Origin of the sequence: Shewanella mytili (assembly GCF_046765975.1) — a bacterium.
GTDB classification, from domain to species: Bacteria; Pseudomonadota; Gammaproteobacteria; order Enterobacterales; family Shewanellaceae; genus Shewanella; species Shewanella mytili.
The window spans coordinates 19,853-39,771 of the sequence record NZ_JBKOUD010000015.1; the positions used below are offsets into that span (position 1 = coordinate 19,853).

The 19,919-nt window shown below is 55.3% G+C and carries 16 protein-coding genes; 12 read left to right on the forward strand and 4 right to left on the reverse strand.

Annotation, left to right across the window (positions count from 1 at the left end; all coding sequences use genetic code 11):
- Nucleotides 1–46: 46 nt before the first annotated feature.
- The gene (locus tag ACIDEJ_RS13110) at nt 47–538 is read right to left on the reverse strand and encodes a DUF2390 domain-containing protein (RefSeq protein ID WP_411988515.1); all 492 of its coding nucleotides are present in this window, start codon (nt 536–538) and stop codon (nt 47–49) included.
- A gap of 42 nt (nt 539–580) precedes the next feature.
- Complete coding sequence (locus ACIDEJ_RS13115) at nt 581–2,482, reverse strand: ABC transporter ATP-binding protein (protein WP_411988516.1); 1,902 nt, start codon at nt 2,480–2,482, stop codon at nt 581–583.
- 145 nt (nt 2,483–2,627) lie between these two features.
- On the opposite strand from ACIDEJ_RS13115, the gene ACIDEJ_RS13120 reads away from it, so the two are divergent.
- From ACIDEJ_RS13120 to ACIDEJ_RS13150, 7 genes are all read left to right on the forward strand, one after another.
- Nucleotides 2,628–2,825 (forward strand): YheV family putative zinc ribbon protein, encoded by a 198-nt coding sequence (locus tag ACIDEJ_RS13120; RefSeq protein ID WP_411988517.1) that lies wholly within the window; start codon nt 2,628–2,630, stop codon nt 2,823–2,825.
- A gap of 161 nt (nt 2,826–2,986) precedes the next feature.
- A complete protein-coding gene (locus tag ACIDEJ_RS13125; protein ID WP_411988518.1) occupies nt 2,987–6,658 on the forward strand; it encodes an ATP-binding protein in 3,672 nt (1,223 codons plus the stop codon).
- Nucleotides 6,659–7,297, forward strand: coding sequence for a hypothetical protein (locus ACIDEJ_RS13130; protein ID WP_411988519.1), 639 nt, complete (start codon nt 6,659–6,661; stop codon nt 7,295–7,297).
- Nucleotides 7,294–8,514: a phosphoenolpyruvate carboxylase gene (locus ACIDEJ_RS13135; RefSeq protein WP_411988520.1), complete on the forward strand. Its 1,221-nt coding sequence runs from the start codon at nt 7,294–7,296 to the stop codon at nt 8,512–8,514. The genes ACIDEJ_RS13130 and ACIDEJ_RS13135 overlap by 4 nt, the downstream gene beginning before the upstream one ends.
- A 315-nt stretch (nt 8,515–8,829) precedes the next feature.
- Entirely contained in the window at nt 8,830–9,969 is a 1,140-nt protein-coding gene (locus tag ACIDEJ_RS13140) for a transglutaminase-like domain-containing protein (RefSeq protein WP_411988521.1), read from the forward strand.
- 34 nt (nt 9,970–10,003) lie between these two features.
- Nucleotides 10,004–10,321: a mercuric transporter MerT family protein gene (locus ACIDEJ_RS13145; protein WP_411988549.1), complete on the forward strand. Its 318-nt coding sequence runs from the start codon at nt 10,004–10,006 to the stop codon at nt 10,319–10,321.
- Nucleotides 10,318–10,599 (forward strand): heavy-metal-associated domain-containing protein, encoded by a 282-nt coding sequence (locus ACIDEJ_RS13150; RefSeq protein ID WP_411988522.1) that lies wholly within the window; start codon nt 10,318–10,320, stop codon nt 10,597–10,599. Before ACIDEJ_RS13145 ends, ACIDEJ_RS13150 begins: the two co-directional genes overlap by 4 nt.
- A 92-nt stretch (nt 10,600–10,691) precedes the next feature.
- Here the strand turns inward: ACIDEJ_RS13150 and ACIDEJ_RS13155 are convergent, their stop codons facing one another.
- Nucleotides 10,692–11,111 carry a CBS domain-containing protein gene (locus ACIDEJ_RS13155; RefSeq protein WP_411988523.1) on the reverse strand — a complete coding sequence of 140 codons (420 nt, stop codon included), beginning with the start codon at nt 11,109–11,111 and terminating at the stop codon, nt 10,692–10,694.
- Nucleotides 11,112–11,319: 208 nt separating this feature from the next.
- Here ACIDEJ_RS13155 and ACIDEJ_RS13160 point away from each other — a divergent pair, with 208 nt between their 5' ends.
- From ACIDEJ_RS13160 to ACIDEJ_RS13180, 5 genes are all read left to right on the forward strand, one after another.
- Nucleotides 11,320–13,095, forward strand: coding sequence for an alkaline phosphatase D family protein (locus tag ACIDEJ_RS13160; RefSeq protein ID WP_411988524.1), 1,776 nt, complete (start codon nt 11,320–11,322; stop codon nt 13,093–13,095).
- Nucleotides 13,096–13,168: 73 nt separating this feature from the next.
- Nucleotides 13,169–14,215 carry an endonuclease/exonuclease/phosphatase family protein gene (locus ACIDEJ_RS13165; protein WP_411988525.1) on the forward strand — a complete coding sequence of 349 codons (1,047 nt, stop codon included), beginning with the start codon at nt 13,169–13,171 and terminating at the stop codon, nt 14,213–14,215.
- A gap of 139 nt (nt 14,216–14,354) precedes the next feature.
- Nucleotides 14,355–15,545: a class I SAM-dependent methyltransferase gene (locus ACIDEJ_RS13170; RefSeq protein ID WP_411988550.1), complete on the forward strand. Its 1,191-nt coding sequence runs from the start codon at nt 14,355–14,357 to the stop codon at nt 15,543–15,545.
- Nucleotides 15,546–15,754: 209 nt separating this feature from the next.
- Complete coding sequence (locus ACIDEJ_RS13175) at nt 15,755–17,419, forward strand: ATP-binding protein (protein WP_411988526.1); 1,665 nt, start codon at nt 15,755–15,757, stop codon at nt 17,417–17,419.
- The gene (locus ACIDEJ_RS13180; RefSeq protein WP_411988527.1) at nt 17,388–18,086 is read left to right on the forward strand and encodes a response regulator; all 699 of its coding nucleotides are present in this window, start codon (nt 17,388–17,390) and stop codon (nt 18,084–18,086) included. Before ACIDEJ_RS13175 ends, ACIDEJ_RS13180 begins: the two co-directional genes overlap by 32 nt.
- Nucleotides 18,087–18,365: 279 nt before the next feature.
- On the opposite strand, the gene metK is transcribed toward ACIDEJ_RS13180, so the two are convergent.
- Complete coding sequence (metK, locus tag ACIDEJ_RS13185; protein ID WP_411988528.1) at nt 18,366–19,517, reverse strand: methionine adenosyltransferase; 1,152 nt, start codon at nt 19,515–19,517, stop codon at nt 18,366–18,368.
- Between the last annotated feature and the right edge of the window lie 402 nt (nt 19,518–19,919).

Genomic DNA, 19,919 nt, shown 5'->3' on the forward strand with positions numbered 1-19,919 from the left:
TTCGCCTGGCCAAAATAACACAATTTGGGGCAGCGGTGGGTTTTGCTCACTGCGGGATTGCCAATGTGTTGTCCGTATAGCGGTAACGGCTTATTTGGGTCAACTCCGGAAAATCGCGGTAATTGAGGTGAAACAGCGCCAGATAACTGTGCAGGTTCGCCCGGTGAACCCGGGATACCGTAGGCACTACATCCCATAACTGCAGGGATATCACCTGTTGCTGTTGGCGCTCCAGCAGCTGTTCTACTTCTAACATCTGCTCATAGGCGCTTTCATCCACATACTGCCGGGCCAGATGCCGCAGTTGCCGGTAGGGCAGCAATAGGTGTTCCTGCCAGCAGGTAAGGGTTTGCTGTAACTGTTGCCAGTAATGGTTGTTGAGTAACAGTTGCTGCCGGTCCAGTTCCAGCGCCAGCATGAGTAAATTGATGATAATGCCGTATTGTTCCCGTAACGGTTGCGCCAGTGTTTCCATGAACGGGAAATGTTGCTCACACCCCTGCCAGAAGGTAGGGGTGAAAATACAGTGCAATGACACGTAAAGGCTCCTTGCTTGGCCTGTGACAATGGCCGAACTCCATTACAAACCGGCGGCCTGCTCGATAGTGTCAATCTGTTCTTGCAACTCGAGCCAGTCCATTTCACTTTGTTCCAGTTGTTGATTGAGCGCCGTGCGCTCGGCCAATACGGTGGTGAGCTGCTGTTTGCGCTGTTCTTCATACAGCGTGGTATCCGCCAGCAGGTTTTCCAGCTCAGCCAGGCGTTCGGTCACGTCCTGCTGCTGGTCTTCCAGTTTACTCTGTTGTTTTTTCAGGGGAGACAATTTTTGTCGCAATTCCGCTTCCAGGCGCTTTTGCAGCTTTTTGTCTTGTTGGGGTTTGCTCTCGGCTGCCATCTGGGGCTTGGCCGCTTTGGCCGCATCCAGCAGCCATTGGTGATAATCTTCCAGATCCCCGGGAAAATGCTCCACTTTGCCGCTGTCTACCAGATAGTAATCATCACAGGTCAGGCGCAGCAGATGCCGGTCATGGGATACCACCACCATGGCGCCTTCAAAGTCTTGCAGTGCCACTGTCAGGGCGTGGCGCATGTCCAGATCCAGATGGTTGGTGGGTTCATCCAGCAGCAGCAAATTGGGGCGCTGCCATACCAGCAATGCCAGTACCAGCCGGGCCTTTTCGCCGCCGGAAAATGGCCGCACCGGTGATAGCGCCATATCCCCCTGAAAACCGAATCCCCCGAGAAAATCCCGCAATTCCTGCTCCCGGTTATCCGGTGCCAAACGCTGTAAATGTTGCAGCGGCGTGTCATCCAGGCGCAAATATTCCACCTGATGCTGGGCAAAATAGCCAATGTTGAGGCCAGGGTTGGGCTGATATTTCCCCCGCTGTGGCTCTAATTGTCCTGCCAGCAGCTTGATGAAGGTGGATTTGCCCGCGCCATTGCGCCCTAGCAGACCAATGCGGGCACCGGGTACCAGGTTCATGTGCACCGAGTTGAGAATGGTGCTGTCGCCGTAGCCGATGGCTACATTTTCCATCATGACCAGCGGGTTAGGGAGTGCAGAGGGCGCACGAAACGCCATTTGAAACGGATTGTCCGCTGCAGCGGGCAATAAAGATGTCATCTTTTCCAGTGCCTTGAGGCGGCTCTGGGCCTGACGGGCCTTGCTGGCCTTGTAACGGAACCTGTCCACATAGGACTGCATATGGGCCCGTTCCCGTTGCTGGCGTTCATAGGCCACCTGCTGCTGGGCCATGCGTTCTGCCCGCACCCCTTCAAAGGCGGTGTAGTTGCCGCGGTAGAAATTCAGCTTCTGGTTTTCCACATGGATGATCTCTTGCACAATGGCATCCACAAAATCCCGGTCATGGCTGATAAGCACCAGCGTGCCCTGATAACTCTTCAGCCAGCCTTCGAGCCAGAACATGGTGTCCAGATCCAAGTGGTTGGTGGGTTCATCCAGCAGTAACAGTTCGGAGCGGCACAGCAGTGCCTGGGCCAGGTTAAGGCGCATGCGCCAGCCACCGGAAAAACTTTTCACCGGCTGGCTTTGCTGGGATTCACTAAAGCCAAGCCCTGCCAGCAAGCTGCCGGCGCGGGCACGAATGCTGTAAGCGCCAATGGCATCAAGCTGGCCATGGAGCTCGGCAATGGCATTGCCGTTGTTTTGCTGCTCGGCCAGTTTCAGCTGGTTTTCCAGGGTGCGAAATTCCCGGTCACCATCAAGCACATACTCCAGTGCCGGCATGTCCAGCGCCGGTGTTTCTTGTGCCACGGTGGCGATGCGCCACTGGTCAGGCACGCTGATATCACCTTTATCCAGATGCAGTTTGCCCATGATCAGCGCCAGCAGGGAGGATTTACCGGTGCCGTTGGCACCTACCAGTCCCACCTTGTGGCCGGGATAGAGCGTGACAGAAGCATCATCCAGCAGCACTTTGCTGCCGCGGATAAGTTGCGCGTGGGAGATAGTGATCATGGGTTAACGCAGTAATGATAAAAATGAAAACGCCGATCATAGCCCACAAGCCGTTGCTTCGGCTATAGCACCACGTCGCTAAAGTTACGCACTGCCTGCGTAATGTGGCAAAATGACCTTTATGTCCACTGCAATCGAGTAAAAAATGAGCAAATCAAGGAAACGCTTTGTTGCTGGTGCCCGCTGCCCTAAATGCCAGGCCCTCGACAGTATTGTGGTTTATAAGGATAACGGTGTGGAAACGGTGGAATGCATTGAATGTGACTACCGTGAACAGCAAACCGAGACGAAAGTGGCCGACAAGGCCCAGGGGCAGGTGATTGGCCTGTTCAAACCGGAATAAATAGCAAGCTGTTGGGGACGTTTTATCCCCATTGCTGCGGCACATTGCCGCAGGAGATTGAAAGCTAAACTTCGCCGGCGCCCATTGCCAACAACACTGCGGCTACCTGTTGGTGTCGCCAAGAGGTTGCTGTCTGCGCTGTTTTCATCACAAGGATAATTATGCCAAGCCTGATCCGAATTTTGCTGATTGACACCCACCTGCCGGGCGTGGTGGAGCTGCGTCTTGATGGCCATACCAATATCTGTGGTACCAACGCCTCTGGCAAAACCACCCTGCAACGGTTGGTGCCGGTGTTTTACGGGGAATATCCCAGCCGCGTGGTGCCCTCCACCCGTGACAGTTTCGAGCGCTGGTATCTGCCCCGCGAGTCCAGTTACATCATTTACGAATACCGGAAAGCCGATGGGCTGTTTTATCAGGCGGTGCTGGCCTCGGCTGGCGATGGCAAAGGGGTGAACTACCGCTTTATCGCCAAAGGCTTTGCGCTGGAGGATTACGTCAAGTCCCAAAACGGCGACACCTTCATCTGCCACACCATGGCAGAGCTGGGGCGGGAGATGAAACGGCTCGGCGTAAACTACAGCAATCTGCTCAATACCCGGGAATACCGCGCCATCATCCAGAACGATCGCAGCTTGCTCAATACCGGCAGTAACCGCAGCGAGCTGCGCAATTACGCCCGCTTGTTTTCCTTGTGCGATGCCGATCACTCCCTGCGCCACATTGAAAAACTGGCCAAGGCGGTGCACTCGAAAGAGGGCAAAATGGAAACCGTCAAATCCATGATTGCCGCCATTCTGGAAGAGGACGGGGTCAATCCGCCCACCTCCAGCATCAATCCCCAGCGGGTGGAAGCCTGGATCCGCGAAAGCCAGTTGATTGCGGGTTTTGAAAAAATCCGACCGGAATTTGACAAGCTGGACCAGGAATTCAACGAGTTGCAGGCCGCCGAGCTGCGCCTGGCCAGTCTGGCCCAAGGCTACCGCCATGATGAGGTGCTGGAAACCCAGCGTCAGGAACGGCAACAGGCCCAGGCTCAAGAATGCAACTTCCGTCTGAAAGCTCTGGATGAGCAATGGAAAGAGCAGCGCGATGCCATCAACCAGGAGCTGTCCGCCGCCAAAGGCGATGCCAGCAAGCTGGAATATGAACTGGACAGCATTGAAAACCAGCAAAACGCCTATCTGGATGCGGATATTGAACAGGCCAAGGCCCATCTGGAACAGCTGCCGTTGTGGCGGGCCGATCTGGAAAGCCTCAGCGAGCGCCACAAACTGCTGACCGAAAAACACCAGGACGTGGAAGCCGCCTACAACGCCCGGCGCAGCAAAATCGGGGAACAGCTCAACCGGGAGCTGGAAAAACTGCACCAGCAGCAGGATGCGCAGCGCGAGCAACTGGACAAACAGAAACAGCTGGCCGCAGACGACATTGCCCGTCTGGACGCCCAATGGCGCGAGCGCACGGATGCGGGTAAGGCACATCATCAGGAGCAGCAATACCAGCTGAAACTTTCCGCCGCCGAGCAGCAACTGCAAATCAACAACGTGAGCTACACCGAAGAGGAAAAACTGGCGCTGGCGGTGTTTGATGAGCGCATTGAGCGTGCCGACAGCGAGCAGGAAGCGGCCAGTGTCACCGTCGAGCGCCTGAGCGCTGAAGAGCGAAAGCTCAAGGCGCAGCGGGAACAGGATACCGAAGCCTTGCGCTTGGCCTCCTTGCGGGTGAATGAGCGGCAAAGCGCCCTGGATGACATTCGTCAGATGCTGTTTCCCCAGTCCCATACCCTGCTGGAATTCTTGCGCCGCGAACTGCCGGGCTGGGAGCAGCATTTAGGCAAGGTGGTCAATCCGGAGCTGCTGCATCGCAGCGATCTGCATCCGGGACTCATGGGCGAGAGCGACAGTTTTTATGGCCTAACACTGGATCTCAAGGCGCTGGATATTCCGCCCTATGCCGCCAGTGAAGTGGAGCTGCGTAGCCGTCTGGCTCAGGCAGAAGATGCCCTGCAGCACGCCGATGCCCTGAAACAACAGGCCGAGGAGCAGCTGGTGGCCGCCAACGGCGCACTGGACAGTCTCAGCCGCGAGCTCACCATGGCGCGCACCGTGTACAAAAACCTGCGGGAAGATTTGCGGCGGCTGATGGAGGAGCGGCGCACAGCCCAGGCCGGCATCAACCAGGCACTGGCCGCCCGTAAAGCCGAGGCTGGCAAACGCCTGACCCAGCTTGAATTCGAGATGAAACAGCGGCATAACCAACATCTTGAATGGCTGGAAGAACAAAAAGCCCTGGCGCTGGATGCGCGCATGGAAAAACAGGTGTACTGGCAGGATGTGACCGGCGCCATTGAGCAGCAGCTTAACACCCTGCGTGACAGCATCCTGCAGCGGCGTGAGCGCGCCAAAGAGGAGCAAAAAGCCTGCGACAACTGGTATCGCAACGAGCTGAAATCCCGTGGCATCAACGAAGATGAAATCGTGGCGCTGAAACGGCAGATGCGGGAACTGGACAGCCAGATTGCCAGCACCGAGCAGCGCCGCAGCGAAGTGCTGCGTTACGAAGAGTGGTATCGCCACACTTGGCTGGGGCGCAAACCGCAACTGGTGACCGCACTGGCTACCACCAAACAGGCGGTGTCCGAGCTTGACCAGCAACTCAAGGCCCGTGCCAATGAGGTGAAACAGCAGCGTCAGCAACTGGAAAGCGAGCTCAAGCAATCCCATGCCGCCCAAGTGGAAGCCTCTGAAAACTTGAGCAAATTGCGCGGGTTGCTGCGTAAGCTCAGCGAACTCAAACTGCCCAAAAACAGTGAGGAAACTCCTGGCAGCATCAGCGAGCGGTTGCGTCAGGGGGAAGAGTTGCTGTTAAAGCGGGATTACCTGCTGGGATCGGTCAAGCAGTATGTGGATCACTTTGACCAGGTGATTGCCGCCAAGTCCGGCTCCGGGCTGTCGGAAACCTGGGAGCGGGCCCGTGAAGACGCCAGTTACCTCACCGACAAAGGCATTCGCTTGCTGGATTACCACAAATTGGTGCCGGCACTGGAGCAACTGCTGAATGTGATTGTGCCCCAATCCATTACCGCCCTGCGGGAGCAGGGGCGCATTTTCGGGGTGGATCTCACCTCCTTTTACGATGTGCTGGCGGATATCGACCGGCGCATCGCTTCCCAAAGCGCCCGCATCACCCGGGAAGTGGGCGAAGAGTTGTTCCTTGAAGGCATTTCGGATTCCGCCGTGAAAATCCGCTCCCGCATCAGCGAGCTGGAATTCTGGCCGGAGCTGGAAACCTTTGTGAAGGCGTTCCGTGCCTGGAAAGCCGATGGTTTCAGCACCTTGCCCGATGAACACTACACCGACAGCATGCGCCGGGCGCTGGACATTATCGGCCGCTCGGCACTGACCGGCGGCATTGCCAAACTGCTGGAGATTGAACTGCGGCTGAAAGAGGGCAACTCGGACTTGATTATCCGCACCGACCGCCAGTTGAACGAGTCGTCCAGTCACGGCATGGCTTATCTCATCTTGTGCAAATTCCTGCTGGCATTCACCCGGCTGCTGCGGGGCAAGGCCGACGTCACCATTCACTGGCCCATCGACGAGCTGGGCACCTTGCACCACAGCAACGTGAAAAAGATTTTTGATGCCTGTGAAAACAACAACATTTGCGTGCTCGGGGCATTCCCCAATCCGGAATCGGAAGTGCTTAACCTGTTCAGCAACCGCTACATCATCAACAAACAGACCAAGCGCTTGCAGTTGGTAAAACCCAAGCTGGACCCGATTGCGCAAAAACTCAGAGAACATCTGGCAAAGGAGGCAGTGTAAATGGGCGAAATCATCGCGAGCGGCGAGCTCATTGAACGATTGCTGCGTGGGGAGTTCATTTGTCGCACCACTTTTGAAGACGGCTGGCGGGCGCTCAAGAGCCCGGCCACCCGCGACCGGGTTGAGGCTTACCTGAACCAAATCAACCGCACCGTGGCCCAGACCGCTGAAGGGGAAGTGTTTTTCTGCGGTTATGTCAATCTGGGCGAGCGTGAACGCAAGGTGATCTCGGCGCAGTTTCGCGAAATCTGCCATTCATTGATCCCTTTGGTGGAGTGGCTGGTGCTGGTGCAGGAGGCGAGCGGCCAGGATGCGCCATTGACGGAAGGCGCCCCGGTACGTTTGACGGAGTTGCAAACCCGCATTGAAGACACGCCGGCATTTCGTGAACAACTGGCGAAACTGAGCCAGTACCGGCTTTTTGGCTCCAGTGCCAGCAGTGTGGACGGGCAGATAAAACTGGTGTTCAAACGCTTGGTGGAGCTGGGGTATCTGCTGCGGCCTAACCCGGAAAAACAGATTTATCTGGCCACCGGCAAGCTGGATTACCTGTATGAGGTGATCCGTTTCATTGATGAAACCGAAAGCCTGAGCTTGGAAGCCCAAGCGGAAACCGCCAGTCAGAGGGAACTGATATGAGCAGCAATCTGCATCAGGCGGGGGTCAAACTGCTGCGATTGCTCGGGCGCCATGCGGAGCTGGTGATGGACGCCTATCTGGGCGGCAGCGTGGATGAAGAAAAGCTGGAACCGGCCACGGTCAAGAAACTGACCGACAACGGCATTTTGTGGCGTCCGGAGGCGGGCGAGTCGCTGCGGTTGTCACGCAATGTGCGGGCACTGCTGGAAGATGGGCTGAAAGATGAGCGTAACCGCCAGATTAACGCCAACGTGGGCTCGGCGCTGGCCACCATCAAAACCCTGGCCAATCATTACCGGGAGGCGCGCGCCAGTGTGGATTACAGCGCTGCAGAGGCCTATCTGGCAGATTTGTCTGAGCAGGTTTACAGCTTTACCGAAAGCCTGCGCTACTCCATCCGCGTGTTATGGGGGCGGATTAACAACGAATTTGGCTACGTGGGCAGCATCAGCGCCAAAATCCGCGAGAACGAACTGGCCCAAAGCCAGGTGAGTGACCTGCTCAACGGGCTGGAGATGTTCGAGTTCAGCGAGCTGGGGGAGCTGGCCGGGGATATCCGGGAGCTGCGCCGTTTGCTGGTGACCAGTTTGCAAGAAACCTTAAGCACCTGCGCCCAGGAGCTTAGCGTGGTGCAGGGGCGCTTGCTGGAGTTGTTGGGGCGTTTTCGCAAAATCCAGGGGCGTACCCGGCTGCTCAAGGGCTGGTTGCTGTATACGGACTTGCATCCCGAGTATGAAGTGGCAGACCACGTGGCCCACAAACAGGTGCCGGCATTGTTCAATCAGGCCCAGCCCCTGATGGTACCGGCAGCGGTGGATGTGCATAACGCCCAGCACGAGCCCCAACTGCTGACGCTGGTGGCCAATATCAAATCCATCATGCGCCATGCCCAGCCGCAGTCTGCCGTCCAGCAGGCTCAGGCGGTTGAGGTGTTGGCGGATGAAGCGTTCGATTTGCCCGATAACCCGTTGAAACAGGCCGTGGATGGGTATTTTTGTGCGGTGATTGATTCTGGCCGTAACCAGTCTGCATTGGCTTATCTGGCAGAGCAGCAACTGCCCTGGGATGCGGAAAGCTGGCTGTTCCAGGTGATTGGCGGTTTTGAAGGACTCAGTGACGAGCACAAACGCTATTTTGCCCTGGAACCCCTGGGCGAGGCCCATCCTCAGTATTCCGGTAACTTCATCATCCGTGACGTGGAAGTGGGCCTGCGTTAAGCCTGGCCGCTTTCCCGGCGGCTGACAGCAGTGGCGGATGTGCGTGGCGGCGCTCCCAATCCGCCATCAGGAGGCGGTCGTCATGTTTTGTGAGCGATCGCTAATATTCTGGTATCATCCGGACAAAATGGCCGTTTTCATTTGCAGCAGGCTGTGTATTGTTATGCACGGCCATTTTATTAGGTTGTAATGATTTACCCCCCTGATGTTGGAAGGCACTTGTTTGCTTGGTTGCAGCACGATGAGGCGCAGTGGCGTCTGTGGCTGCACGGCTTGGCGGTTGCTTCTGCATAAAAACAATAAAGGAACTCAACAATGCAAAGACGCGATTTCTTGAAAAATGCCGCCATGCTCTCCACTGCGGGAATGTTCAGCCCGTTGCTGGCAACCACGGTGCAGGCCCAGCCGGTGATGAAGGTGGCTGATGGCCTCCGCCGTTTTAGTGTGACCCAGCAATACGATGTCAACGCGCCGGAAGGTTCGGTCGGTGTGGTGAAATTGTGGATCCCGTTACCGCCGGACACTCCATTGCAGCAGGTTGGCGGTTTGCAGTATCGGGGCAATTATCAAGATGCCTACATCACCACGGCCAATGCCTATGGTGCCAAAACCCTGTTTGCCACTTGGCCGAATGCCAACAGCAAGCTGCAACTGACGCTGGAGTGGGTGATTGAAACCCGTGACTGGGAACCTCGCAAAAACGGTGAACTGGCGGACTATCGGGTGCCTGACATTATCCAGTATCCGGCAGACGTTAAACCCTATCTGTTGCCCACTGCCCATATGCCGGTGGATGGTCTGGTGAAGCAGACGGCCGACAGGATTGTGGGCAGCGAAACCAACCCGCTGCAAAAAGCCCACAAAATTTACCAGTGGGTCACCGATAACATGTTCCGTGACAACGATGTGATTGGTTGCGGCACCGGTGATGTGGCCAGCATTTTGCAAACCGGCAAGATGGGCGGCAAATGCACGGACATCAGCTCGGTGTTTGTCGCATTGGTGCGCGCTGCGGGCATTCCGGCCAAAGAGGTGTTTGGCATTCGGGTCGGTCAGGCCCTTAAAATGGGGCAGTATTCCCACAAGGCATTCGGCAGCGCTGATGCCAACGGCGTGGCTGGCATCAGTGGTGGTCAGCATTGTCGCGCCATGTTCTATCTGGCGGGCTACGGTTGGTTGCCGGCCGATCCGGGGGATGTGACCAAAATGCGGCTGGTAGAGCACAAAACCAAGCAGGACCCGGCGGCCCAGGCAGTGAATGACTATCTGTTTGGTAACTGGGAAATGAACTGGATTGCCTTTAACGAGGGGCGTGATTTTGAACTGTATCCGGTAGCTGAGCAGGGCGCGATGAACAATTTTGCTTACCCTTATGCGGAAGTGGATGGCGACCCGGTGAATTTCTACGACCCGAAGGTATTCGCGTATGACTACCAGTCCATCGAACAGCGCTGATGCGCAGTCTCGGGGGAACGGCTTGCTGGCAACGCTGCTGACCGCCGTGGTCGCGGCGGTTGCCTCCAGTTTGTGCTGCATCGGGCCGCTGCTGTATCTGCTGTTCGGTGTTTCTGCCGCCAGCCTGTCGGGGCTGGCGCAATTGGGCTGGTTGCATTATCCCATGCTGCTGTTATCCATCGGCTTGATAGCGCTGGGGTTCTGGCGCTTGTATTTTTCGCGCCGCCCCCTGTGCAGTGGCAGGTTCAACCGAACCCGCATGTTAATCCTTTACTGGCTGGCGGTGCCCATAGTGCTGGCGTTCCAGCTCTATCCCTATGTGCTGCCCTGGTTGCTGGAGAAATTTGAATGAAGCGTTTCATGCTGTTATGGCTGTTGGCCAGCCCTTTGGCCAGTGCTGCCGATAAAACCGTGTTCATTGAGGTGGAAGCCATGACCTGTCCGTTGTGTGTCACCGTGGTGAACAAGGTGCTGCGCCAAACCGATGGGGTGATAAAAGCCAAATCCTCCCTGAAAACCCACCAGGCGGTGGTGATAGTGCCCGAGGATTTTGATACGGACAAACTGCTGCAGGCCATTGATAAGACTGGCTATAAAGGCGTTATCCATCACGTTGATACCCCCTCTTGAGCAAGGAGGGAGATAAAAAAGCGATGTAGATGCATCGCTTTTTTCATGCCGGTTTTTGTATGCGGATTTTGGTACGAATGGACGGCTAGGGCTTATTTGCCCTTGAGCAATTGACCGCACAATTTCACAAAATCGGAAGAGGTGACAATCCCTGCAACGTTGTGCTCACTGTCAATCACCGGCAGGCAGCCATGCTTGTTGTTAATGAAATAGTCCACCACTTCCACCAGCGGCATATCCAGGGTAAGCGGCGTGATATCGGTTTCCAGCAACGCTGTCAGGGGTTGTTGGCGTTCATGCCGCTCCAGCGCACCGGCACCATAGCGGTTCAGCAATCCCATCACGGTGGCCACCATTTTCTTGTGGGTCAGCACGCCCACCAGTTTGCCATCATCATCCACCACCGGCAGGTGGCGCACGCCGCGGTTTTGCATCAGCAGATGGGCATCCTTAACCGTGGCGCCCTGATTGATACACACCACGTTACTGGTCATTATTTCCTGCACTTTCATGGCGATTCCCCGGGTTGTCTGGGTGATTGAGGGCACCGAGTCCGGCACCCAATGCCCTAAAATAATTTCCCTATCATACTCTTGGGGTGGGTGGAAATGAACAAATCGAGGTTTCTTATAAAATTAATCATAAATTCACAGGGCAGTAACAGCACTTACTGACAATGCGGGCGGTGATTAAATACCTCTTAAAAATAAGGAATACTTCATGACCCGTTCGTTTTCCCGCCGTCGTTTTCTGGCCCTATCTGCCAGAGGGATTGGCGCTGCCGTGCTGTCTTATGGGCTGATGGGCTGCAATATCAACAACAATGATGATGAAGACACGGTAGCTGCCAGCTTTGCGCATGGCATTGCCAGCGGCGATCCCTTGCCGGATGCGGTGATCCTCTGGACACGGGTAACACCGGTGACGGCGGGTAATGTCAAGGTTTCCTGGGAAGTGGCAACGGATGCGGCCTTTACCCAGCTTATCACCACCGGCGAAACCGTCACCGATGCCTCCCGGGATTACACGGTGAAAGTGGATGCCGTGGGGCTGGAAGCGGGCACTCGTTACTATTACCGCTTTGCCGTGGGCGATGTGCAGTCAGTCACTGGCACCACCAAAACCTTGCCGGCAGGGGATGTGAGCTCTGTGAAACTGGCGGTGATGTCCTGCTCCAACTATCCGGCGGGTTATTTCAACGTTTATGAACTGGCGGCCCAGCGGGATGATCTGGATGCCTTGCTGCATCTTGGGGATTACATTTACGAATATGGCCGCGGTGAGTATGCCAGCGAACATGCCGCCGAGCTTGGCCGTGAAGTGCTGCCCGCATCCGAGCTGTTAACCCTTAGCGATTACCGTACCCGTTACGCCCAGTACCGCAGCGATGCCAGCTTGCAGAAAATCCATGCCAAGGTGCCGTTCATCACCATTTGGGATGACCATGAAGTGGCCAATGACGCCTGGCGTGACGGCGCGGACAACCATAATGACGGCGAAGGCGATTTTGCCCTGCGCAAGGAAGCCGGCATGCAGGCCTATTTTGAATGGCTGCCCATCCGTCCTTTCCGTGAAGGGGATAACCAGGATATCTACCGCAGTTTCCGCTTTGGCAACCTGCTGGATTTGCACATGCTCGATACCCGGCTGTTGGCGCGGGACAAGCAGCTCAGCTATGACGATTACCTTGATGCCAACGGCAATTTTGACAGCGTTGGCTTGACTGCTGCCCTGGCTGACAACAGCCGCACCATGCTGGGCCAGACCCAACTGCTTTGGTTGCAGCAGCAACTGCAGCAATCCACTGCCACCTGGCAGGTGCTGGGGCAACAGGTGTTGATGGGACGGATGCTGCTGCCAGCGGCGGTGGCCACGCAAAAACTGACCATTAATGAATACGGCTTTTTGGGGCAGTTGGCACAGTTGGCGGCCAGGGCACAGGCGGGCGATCCTACCTTGACCCAAGCCGAGCTTGACCATCTGGCGGCCAATCAGGCGCAGCTGACACCTGAAGCCGTGGCACTGCTGCAATTGCCCAACATTCCCTACAACCTGGATGCCTGGGACGGTTACGCCTACGAGCGGGAGGTGCTGTTGCAAACCATTAAGCAGCTTGGCAAAAACACCGTGGTGCTGGCGGGGGATACCCACAATGCCTGGGCCAACAACCTGACCGACATGCAAGGCAATGCCGTTGCCGTGGAGTTTGCCACCAGCTCGGTTTCTTCGCCTGGCATGGAAGAATACCTGTCGCTGGACCCAAGCCAGATTGATGTGTACGAGCAGGCGGTGGTAGGCATGGTGACCGATTTGCAGTATACCAATCTGTTGCAGCGGGGCTATATGCTGCTGGAGTTGACACCAATCCGGGCCAGTGCCACCTGGCATTTTGTGGATAACATCCTCTCCACCAGTTTCAGCGAGCTGCCAACCCGTGAGCGCCAAGGGTACGTTGAAGCTGGCACTGCGCAAGTTGTCATGTTACCTCAAGCCTAAGTAGTTCAGTTTACTGGACAAATGCGGCTGACAGCCTAAGATGCACTCAGAGCCCTTAGCTGACAGCCGCACTATGCCCACTGAGTTATTGCCCAATTTTTCCGTTGCCACCCTCAATCTGTTTAATTTTGCCGCCCCGCCACTGGCTTACCACCAGTTTGACAACATCTACAGCCAAGCCCAATGGCAACAAAAGTGCGACTGGATCCGTCGCTGGATAACAAGCGCCAAACCGCAACTGCTGGCCATGCAGGAAGTGTTCAGTCCTGAAGCTCTGCAGTCTTTGTGCCGTGATGCCGGATTGGCGCATTTTGCCACTGTGGCCGAGCCGCAAATCCGTGGTCATGTGGCCCATCAAAGCGTGGTGGCGCTGGCCAGCAGCTTTGCCTTGAGTGATGTCACCGATGTGAGCATTGATTTGCCATTGGCCCAGGCATTGGGGCTGGGGGATGATTTTTGCCAAAGCCGCCGCTTTTTGCGGGCAACCGCCCTGCTGCCCGGCATTGGCCATACGGATATCTACGTGGTGCATTTCAAATCCCCCAGAGCCATGCTCACGGCCAGCGACAGCCAGCTTGATGGCATTCCCGCGCTATTGGCCGGTAGTGCGCTGGGGCGCTGGGCATCCATTGTGCAGCGGGGCACGGAAGCCGCCCTGTTGCATCAGGCCATACTCAGGCGCCGTCAGCAGACCGGCAACAGCGTGATGGTGATGGGGGATTTTAATGCCACCATCGACAGCAGTGAAATGCGCGCGCTTGTAACCGATGACAGCCGCATTTTTGCTTCGGACATGCGCGCCGCCGGGTTCAATCTGGATGAAGCTCAGCTAAAGCAGCGCATAGAAGCCTATCAGTTATTTGATGCCTGGCAGTTATGGCAACAACATCAGGCAGAATCCCGTCCGCGTCCGGTCAGCCATTTTCATGGCTCCCATGGCAGCTGTGTGGATCACATTTTACTCAGCCAGGAGTTTCATGGCATGAGCCAGCACAGCCTGGCAATGGTGCAGGATTACCGGGTTTATGATGACCATCTGATGCGGCCGGATTACAAGCGCGATGCCATGGCCAGCGATCACACGCCAGTGATGGCGCTCATTGCGCCGCGCCAGCCGTAAGCGGCCCGAATTCACTGCCGCAACCGGGGCAATTAAGGTATGATGCGCGCCATTGAGTGGCAACGACGGGACGGCTGCATGTAACGGCAACGGCCCGGGATATTCATTGTCATGGACATTTAGCGCCAAAGGGCATCGCATGGTAGACAGAATCAAGCTTAAACCCGGCCGGGAGAAATCCCTCGACCGGCATCATCCGTGGATTTTTTCCAGTGCCATTCACAACATCAAGGGCAAACCCCAGGCCGGTGACACCGTGGATGTGGTGGCCCATGACGGCCGTTGGCTGGGGCGGGGCGCCTGGTCACCGGAGTCCCAAATTCAGGTGCGCATTTGGAGCTTCATACGGGAAGAAGCCATCGACCGGGCATTCTTCATGCGGCGGGTTCAGCGGGCGCAGCAGGGGCGCGATGCGTTGATTGCCAGACAGGGGCTGACCGGCTATCGGCTGATTGCCGCCGAGTCCGACGGCCTGCCGGGGATCACCATCGACCGTTACGCCAATGTCTTGGTGTGCCAGCTGTTGTCTACCGGTGCCGATTACTGGCGGGAAACCCTGGTATCCGTGTTGGCGGAGCTGTACCCGGGCTGCGCCATTTATGAGCGCTCCGATGTGGACTCCCGCAAAAAAGAGGGATTGCCCCTTACCACCGGGCTGCTCCATGGCGAGTTGCCCCCCATGCCAGTGGTGATTGAAGAAAACGGCGTGAAAATTGCGGTGGATGTGACCACCGGCCATAAAACCGGTTTTTATCTTGATCAGCGGGATAACCGGGCGGTGGCTGCCCGTTACGTGCAGGGCAAATCCGTGCTTAACTGCTTTTGTTATACCGGCACTTTCGGGGTTTATGCGGCCAAAGGCGGCGCGGCCCGGATTGAAAACGTGGATGTGTCATCCCTGGCCCTTGATGCGGCGCGCCACAACATGGCGCTTAACCAGCTGGATGATACCCAGGTGGAATATACCGAGGCGGACGTGTTCAAACTGCTGCGGCAATACCGCGACGAAGGGCGCAAGTTTGACGTGATTGTACTGGACCCGCCCAAATTTGCCGATAACAAAGCCCAGCTTGCCGGCGCCTGTCGCGGTTATAAGGACATCAACTTGCTGGCCATGCAACTGCTGGTGCCCGGTGGCACCTTGCTGACCTTCTCCTGCACCGGACTGATGCCTGCGGATCTGTTCCAGAAAATCGTGGCGGATGCGGCGCTTGATGCCAAACGGGATGCCCAGTTTACGGCACGTCTGGGGCAAGCTGGCGATCACCCCATTGCGGCGGCGTTTCCTGAAGGCTTTTACCTCAAGGGCCTGGTAGCCACCGTGTGGTAATCTCGTTGATGTTGCAAGGCCGTCTCAACACCAATACCTCCCCGGTGATTTGAGATGCCTTGCACATTTCACTTTCATTGCTGTTTTTTTCTGCAATTAATAAGTAGGATCCAGGCAGGATCCCCGGTTTCCCAGCAATAAACCGTCCCCCGCATGATGCTTAACCCTAGGGCTTGTATACGGCTATTCCCTACATGACAGGATGATTTATGGCTGTAATTTCACAACTGCATTTCCATAAACCAATGAATTTTAAAAAACATTTTATTACCAGCATCTTGCTGGCGATGATTTGGATCATCATCATCATGGGCGCCATGGTGTTCCAGTTACTCAAATCCACCCACGATGAAAACCTGCGACAGCGCGGGCTGGAAATTGCCGGCATTCTGGCGCTGGACCCGGTGGTGATTGATGCGGTGGACCGGGCCAATCACCAAACCGGGGTATCCATCCGCCCCTATATTGAACAGCTGCGGGCCGTAACCGATGTGTCCTTTATTGTGGTCATCAATAAGGACGCCATTCGTCTGAGCCATATCCATCCCAATAAAGTGGGCAAAAAATTTGTGGGAAGTGATGCCCAGCACGTGCTGAAAACCGGGGAGAAACAGAGCACTTATGCCGCAGGCTCCCTGGGCATGGCCATTCGCAATTTTGCCCCGATCGTCAAAAACGGCAAAGTGATTGGTGCGGTTTGTGTGGGCATTCTCAAAGAGGAGGTCAGCCAGCTGTTCATTGAGCGCCATGCCAGTTTGCTGTTACTGGTATTTCTGGTGATTGCGGTAGCCGTGTTACTGGTGTTTGTGGTGCTGGCAAAACTCAAGCACACCATGCAGGATCTGGAGCCGGAACTGGTGGTCAAGCGTCTGATGGAGCATGACCGCATCTTCAACGCCATTCGGGACCCCATCATCTCCATCAATAACGATTTTTCAATCACGGCAATCAATGATATTGCCACCAAGTTGTTGTCCATGGGCGGCATGAACAAGCAGGAATTTATCGGCCAGCCATTATCCCGTTTTTCTTCGGCGCTGGATAAAATCGCCCGGGCCGGGCATGGCCAGGCTTACTCCGGCAACCTGAAGCTTGGCAAGCTGGATTACCGGGTGTGCATCTACCCGCTGCAAACGGCTCAGGAAGCCCATGGTTACGTGATTTTCTTCCTGGCGGACATGGAGCTTAACGACCTGCGAAAAGAGCTGATTTATTACAAGAACTATGCCGAGCTACTGCGCAGCAAAACCCATGAATATTCAAATAAACTCAATGTGTTATCCGGCATGTTGCAGCTCAAGCACTATGATGATGCGGTGGAGTTCATCGACCGGGAGAGTAAAGGCCATCAGCACATTATCGGCAATCTGGTGCGATCCATCCAAAATAGCCTGGTGGCATCACTGCTGCTTGCCAAATACAACAAGGCGGCCGAGATGGGGGTCAAATACGAGCTGGATGACGACAATATCCTGCAGGATTACAGCAAGCTGGTGTCGGAGAAACTGGCCACCATTTTGGGCAATTTAATCGACAATGCCATTCTGGCCGCCTGGAATAACCGCCAGAATCAACCGCCAGCGGTACATGTTTATGTCAGTGATCGCAGCCAACATGTTATTCTAGAAGTGCAGGATAGCGGAGCCGGTATTGCACCGGAGCTGGATGATCACATTCTGGATTTTGGCGTAACCAGTAAATCCGAACAGGAGCAGAGCGGCGTAGGGCTGTATCTGGTCAATGAGTTGGTCAAACAGTTCCGTGGGAGTATCGACTGGGAACGTACGGAAGATAACAACACATTATTCTCTATTTACATTGAGAAGGGTGAAATCAAACGCTATGAAGCAGAAAGTCACTACCATGATTATTGAGGATGATCCCAGAGCCAGTTACGCTTTGGAATTAACCATTAACCAGCACCCTGACTTTGAGGTTGTCGCCATCAGTGAAACCTATGCCGATGCACTGTTGCATTACGAGCTGTTCAAGCCGCAGATGGTATTTGTGGACATCAGCCTGCCGGATGGCAGCGGCATGGAAGTTATTCAGAAATTACGGCGTGACGGGGCAAATTGCTACTTCATCATGACCACCGCCGAGCGTGATGCCAAAACGGTGGAACAGGCGGTGCAACAGGGGATCAGCGATTATCTGGTCAAGCCGTTACGGATGTCACGGGTGCACCAGGCCCTGGATGATTACAACTTTTACCGCCGCAAACTGGCCACCCGGGAACAAGTGGATCAAGGGGCGATTGATCAGATCCTGGGCAAGCGCAGCACCACCAACGTGCGGCAAACCCCCAAGGGCATTGATGCCACTACACTGAAAACGCTGAAAAAAATCCTAAAAACGGAACAGCTTACCGATTTTTCAGTGGAGGATATGAGCGATCGCATGAAAATTAGCCGTATTACGGTGCGCCGTTATCTGGAATATCTGGAATCGGAAGGCATTGTGAAAATGGTGCTCAATTATAAAACCGGCGGCCGGCCGCGGCGCCATTATCAGTTAACGGACATCAACCTGCTTAACTAGCTTACCCTTTCTTTTGGTGACAGCCTTTGGCATCACCGCCCTTATCATCTGCACAGGGACGTTTCGCAGATGAGCTTCATGTAGCGTGTTTTCAATTCCTTGAGCATTATGGCAATGGCCATGGCCAGTGTTTGCACAAATGGTGCAGTATTGTGCATGCGCGAGTGGCCAAACCTGCGTACAAACTTGAGGCAAAAAAATAAGAGCAAGGGGCACTTGCTCTTATTTTGTGAAGCGTTATCAGGCGCGGGTTATCCACCGATAACCCGAGATGATGGATTACAATCCGGCGTCATCACGCAGCGCTTCTGCCTTGTCGGTTTTTTCCCAAGGGAATTCCTGACGGCCAAAGTGGCCATAGGCGGCAGTTGCCTGGTAGATGGGGCGCGCCAGATCCAGCATTTCGGTCAGGCCGTATGGGCGCAAATCAAAGTGGCGACGCACCAGGGCAATCAGCTGCTCTGCCGGCAAGCGACCGGTACCGAAGGTTTCCACGCTGATGGAAGTGGGCTCTGCCACACCAATGGCGTAAGACACCTGGATTTCGCAACGGTCAGCCAGACCGGCTGCCACCAGGTTTTTGGCCACATAGCGGGCGGCATAGGCGGCACTGCGGTCAACCTTGGATGGGTCTTTGCCAGAGAAGGCGCCACCACCATGACGGGCCATGCCGCCGTAGGTGTCCACAATGATTTTACGGCCGGTGAGGCCACAGTCGCCCATTGGGCCACCAATCACGAAACGGCCGGTAGGATTGATGAAGAACTTGGTATCCTTGGTTAGCCATTGCTGTGGCAGTACCGGCTTGATGATGGTTTCCATCACGCCTTCTTGCAGCTCTTTAAGGCTGATGTCTTCACTGTGCTGGGTAGACAGTACCACCGCATCAATGCCCACAATCTGGTTATTGTCGTAGGCAAAGGTGACCTGGGATTTGGCGTCAGGACGCAACCAGGGCAAGATGCCTTCTTTACGTACCTGGGACTGGCGTTTTACCAGACGGTGAGCGTAAGTGATGGGCGCTGGCATCAGCACGTCGGTTTCGTTGCTGGCGTAACCGAACATCAGCCCCTGGTCACCGGCACCCTGCTCTTTGGGATCTTGACGGTCAACACCCTGGTTGATGTCGGGTGACTGCTTGCCAATGGCACTCAATACGGCGCAGGAGTTGGCGTCAAAGCCCATTTCCGAACTGGTGTAACCGATTTCACGCACGGTGTTGCGGGTCAGTTCCTCAATATCCACCCAGGCAGACGTGGTAATTTCACCACCCACAAGCACCATGCCGGTTTTGACATAGGTTTCACAGGCGACGCGAGCCTTGGGGTCCTGGGTTAAAATGGCGTCGAGCACCGCATCAGAAATCTGATCGGCGATTTTATCGGGATGTCCTTCTGATACAGACTCAGAAGTAAACAGGTGTCTTGCCATGTTTGCAAAATCTCACGATTAAAATAAAAACCTTAGCTGCCGCTACATCCGTATAGAAGCATCTACATCTAGACGGCTATTCTAATTTAATTTCGTTTTTATAAAACCCCTTTTGCGGATATTTGTGCGGTACGCCCATTTGTGGCTGAAAAGTAATGAAACTTTTATCTGTAATATCAATGGGTTTTATAGGGGCTTTGCTGCGAGGAGGGAGATGTGCCCAGACGGATTACTTAAGCGTTTTTGGCCGGCTACAGCGCTGTCTTGCTCGATTTTGCTTTGGCCGTGGGTCAAAAATGCACCATAAAGTGTGGTTGTTAGCCTAAATGGCCCCATGGAAAAGCCGGAAATATATTTGCGTCAGCGGGGCCTCTGCGGGAAAATAAGCGCCAATTCCGCCCG

Excerpts from the sequence above, each read along its gene's own strand:
- ACIDEJ_RS13115 (WP_411988516.1), bottom strand. The coding sequence starts at position 2,482 with ATGATCACTATCTCCCACGCGCAACTTATCCGCGGCAGCAAAGTGCTG.
- ACIDEJ_RS13120 (WP_411988517.1), top strand. The coding sequence starts at position 2,628 with ATGAGCAAATCAAGGAAACGCTTTGTTGCTGGTGCCCGCTGCCCTAAA.
- ACIDEJ_RS13125 (WP_411988518.1), top strand. The coding sequence starts at position 2,987 with ATGCCAAGCCTGATCCGAATTTTGCTGATTGACACCCACCTGCCGGGC.
- ACIDEJ_RS13130 (WP_411988519.1), top strand. The coding sequence starts at position 6,659 with ATGGGCGAAATCATCGCGAGCGGCGAGCTCATTGAACGATTGCTGCGT.
- ACIDEJ_RS13135 (WP_411988520.1), top strand. The coding sequence starts at position 7,294 with ATGAGCAGCAATCTGCATCAGGCGGGGGTCAAACTGCTGCGATTGCTC.
- ACIDEJ_RS13140 (WP_411988521.1), top strand. The coding sequence starts at position 8,830 with ATGCAAAGACGCGATTTCTTGAAAAATGCCGCCATGCTCTCCACTGCG.
- ACIDEJ_RS13150 (WP_411988522.1), top strand. The coding sequence starts at position 10,318 with ATGAAGCGTTTCATGCTGTTATGGCTGTTGGCCAGCCCTTTGGCCAGT.
- ACIDEJ_RS13155 (WP_411988523.1), bottom strand. The coding sequence starts at position 11,111 with ATGAAAGTGCAGGAAATAATGACCAGTAACGTGGTGTGTATCAATCAG.
- ACIDEJ_RS13160 (WP_411988524.1), top strand. The coding sequence starts at position 11,320 with ATGACCCGTTCGTTTTCCCGCCGTCGTTTTCTGGCCCTATCTGCCAGA.
- ACIDEJ_RS13165 (WP_411988525.1), top strand. The coding sequence starts at position 13,169 with ATGCCCACTGAGTTATTGCCCAATTTTTCCGTTGCCACCCTCAATCTG.
- ACIDEJ_RS13170 (WP_411988550.1), top strand. The coding sequence starts at position 14,355 with ATGGTAGACAGAATCAAGCTTAAACCCGGCCGGGAGAAATCCCTCGAC.
- ACIDEJ_RS13175 (WP_411988526.1), top strand. The coding sequence starts at position 15,755 with ATGGCTGTAATTTCACAACTGCATTTCCATAAACCAATGAATTTTAAA.
- ACIDEJ_RS13180 (WP_411988527.1), top strand. The coding sequence starts at position 17,388 with ATGAAGCAGAAAGTCACTACCATGATTATTGAGGATGATCCCAGAGCC.
- metK (WP_411988528.1), bottom strand. The coding sequence starts at position 19,517 with ATGGCAAGACACCTGTTTACTTCTGAGTCTGTATCAGAAGGACATCCC.